This window comes from Mycobacterium sp., from assembly GCF_039583805.1.
Taxonomy (GTDB): domain Bacteria; phylum Actinomycetota; class Actinomycetes; order Mycobacteriales; family Mycobacteriaceae; genus Mycobacterium.
Map to the genome: position 1 here is coordinate 1 of NZ_JAVKSH010000015.1, position 3,033 is coordinate 3,033.

Here is a 3,033-nt window from a genome sequence, read left to right on the forward strand (position 1 = left end):
GAAAATCTGTCGAGTGTGCGGTTTCGTACGCGACACGCCGGTGCTGGCGTAGCAAACCGCACACTCGACGAATAACTCTGCTCGACGCGAGCGCCGACCAGGGCTTGTGCGCAATCGTCGAGTGAGCCGGGCACCTCGGGTGCCGACCGGCGCAGCGACACCTGTGGCAGTTGTGACCAACGCGACGTGGCCGCCCCACGGTGTGCCACAATGTGAGCCAAGTCCGGCCGGCCTTCGGCGGCTCCGGCGTGGTTCATCGCCGAGAACGGCGAGCCGGTGCTCACCGCCGGCTGCGACAGCGCCAAAGGCCGCTCGCCGGAACGACGCAGAACGCACCCGAGCTGCGGGAGGTGGCGACGCGAATCGGCTCACATTGGTGCACCGGCTGCACCGCGCGACAGAGTTCGGCAGGCGCAGCGCCGTTCCCGGCGAGCCGGCGGTGCGGGTGCGTCCCACCACCAGGGTCATCCACGCTTTCACGATCACCGACTGAGCTCTGAGCCGCGAACAGCTAAAAACCGAAGCCGAGCTCCGCCGGGACGTCGCTGGCGAATGCCGCGTCGAGGCGGTGCATCAGCGCAACATCATTGGTGCGCAACCGATTCGCTGCTGCCAGAGCCGGAACTCGGTGAACGCCGAGGTACATGCTGCCCAGGACGTCCCGATCCATGTCGACGTCGGGCGCCGCACCGGTCGGCGTGCACCTGGCGCGACCGCCGTCGATCTCCAGCGTGAATCGGCCTCCTTCACCGGACAACTCGAGCACGCAGCGCAGATCCGCGGCGTAGCTGCGTGCTTCGAGGGCGGCCGGAATATCCATGATCCGCAGCCACAAGTCGTCCTGGCGTGCGGTGGTGCGGGCCAGCCGGGCGTCGGTCAGCAGGTACGGCAGCGGGTCGGCCGGGTGGGTGCCGACCACGACCGTCGGCATCAGGTCCAGACCCAGCAGCGCCCGCCACAGCGCGACGTGCGCGCCGGTGGTCACCGCCTTGAGCTCATGGACCCGCACCGATCGCTGATCGTCGCCGTGCACGCGGTACAACGCGTAGCCGTCGGGATGCAGGAAACCGAACCACGGGGTGCCGCCGCCGCGCATCGTCTCCCGGTCGGCCAGCAACTCGTCCCACAGCGCCACCGGGCGTGCCAGTCCGCCCGGTGTGCGCCGCCGCCACCGCTCGTAGACGGCGGCGAGTTCGTCGCGATGCGCCGCCGGCCTGATCAGGTGAACACCACCGGGGTCGGGTGCGTCGCGGTGGAAACGCGCGAAGCGCCGATCGATCGTCAACTCGTGCTCGACGGTGGCCGGGCCGTAGCCGAACCGACCGTAGATACCGCCTTCGCTGGCTGTCAGCGCCGCTACTGCGCATCCGGAATCCGTTGTCCGCCGGTGCAATTCGGCGAGCATCGCACGCAGTATCCCGCGCCGGCGGTGGGTCGGCGCCACTGACACACCGCTGATCCCGCCGGTGCGCAACACGGCTCCCCCCGGGACGGTGAGCTGCAGGTCGAGACCCACCGCCACCCCGACCACGTCGTGGCGCTCACACACCACCACCACGCCGCCGGGGGCCGTCACCTCCCGCCACGCGGCAACCGAGTCCGGATGCATGGACACCCCGAAACCGGTGTCCTCGAGCAGCATGATGGCCGGCCAGTCGTCCTCGGTGGCGGTGCGCACGATCAGCGGTTCGGGCACAGGCGGTTCGGGCACCCTCACAGCACCTCAGGGTGGCACAAACACCGCACGAGCGCATCCGACGAGCCCGGGCTCCGCTAGTGTCGCCTCATCCGAGGCGTGAAGGAGCGCTATGAGCCAATCCCCCGACGGCCCGCTGAAAGTGATCCAGTGGACGACCGGAAACATCGGGCGGCGCTCCCTGCACGCCATCATCGGCCGACCCGACATGGAACTGGTCGGCGTGTACGCGCACGGTCCGGAGAAAGTCGGTGTCGACGCCGCCGAGCTGGCCGGCTGGCCCGAACCGACCGGGGTGAAGGCCACCGACGACGTCGAGGCGCTGCTCGCGCTGAAACCCCACGCCTGTTGCTATAACCCGTTGTGGCCCAACGTCGACGAGCTGGTGGCGCTGCTGGAGGCGGGGGTGAACGTGTGCTCCAGCGCGGCGTGGATCACCGGCGGCAAGCAGACCCCGAACGACCGCCAACGCATCCTGGACGCCTGCGAGCGGGGCGCGTCGACGATCTTCGGCAGCGGCGCGCACCCGGGGATGACGAACCTGGTCGGGATGGTGCTGTCCGGGTCCTGCGAGCGTGTCGACGAGATTCGGATCACCGAATCGGTGGATTGCTCGACCTACGAATCGGCGCAAACCCAGACGGCGATGGGGTTTTCCCGAGATCCCGACACCCCGGGACTGGCCGAGAGCGTGCGCGCCGAAAGCGAGGTTTTCGCCGAGTCGGCGGCCATGATGGCCGATGCGATCGGGGCGACACTGGACCGGATGACCTTCGACGTCGTCTTCACCGCCGCCACCGCCGACAGCGACCTGGGCTTCATGACGATCCCGGCCGGCACCGTCGCCGGCGTCTACGGGTATCACCGCGGCTGGGTAGGCGAGCGCAATGTGGTCAGCGTCGGCTTCAACTGGACCATGGGCTCTCACGTCACACCACCCAAGCCGCTGGAGCACGGCCACGTCGTCGCGGTGTTCGGAGTCCCGAACATGCGCACCGTGATTCACTGCCTGCCGCCGAAGGACTGGACGGAACCGGGGTTCATGGGACTGGGCATGATCTACACCGCGATGCCGGTGACCAACGCGGTCCCGGCGGTGGTCGCGGCCCGGCCCGGGATCGTCACGCTGGCCGATCTGCCGCCGGTCACCGGCCGGGCGGCGACCTAACCCGCGGCGTTAAGACCCGCGGGAACGCGGCCGTACCGAAGCGGCTACGATACTTAGCCGTGCAAAGGTTTCGTTGACCTCGACGACCACGGACGCCGGCGGTGGAGACGGCATTCGGGTCGCGATCGGTGAGCGGGAGGGCTAGACGACGGCGATGCTTACCAAGATG

The 3,033-nt window shown here is 68.8% G+C and carries 2 protein-coding genes; one reads left to right on the top strand and one right to left on the bottom strand.

What is annotated here, in order from left to right; all coding sequences use genetic code 11:
• Positions 1-511: 511 nt before the first annotated feature.
• Positions 512-1,711 (bottom strand): enhanced intracellular survival protein Eis, encoded by a 1,200-nt coding sequence (locus ABDW21_RS03310; protein WP_343710056.1) that lies wholly within the window; start codon positions 1,709-1,711, stop codon positions 512-514.
• A gap of 97 nt (positions 1,712-1,808) precedes the next feature.
• Here ABDW21_RS03310 and ABDW21_RS03315 point away from each other — a divergent pair, with 97 nt between their 5' ends.
• Positions 1,809-2,864 carry a dihydrodipicolinate reductase gene (locus ABDW21_RS03315; protein ID WP_343600068.1) on the top strand — a complete coding sequence of 352 codons (1,056 nt, stop codon included), beginning with the start codon at positions 1,809-1,811 and terminating at the stop codon, positions 2,862-2,864.
• Positions 2,865-3,033 lie beyond the last annotated feature (169 nt).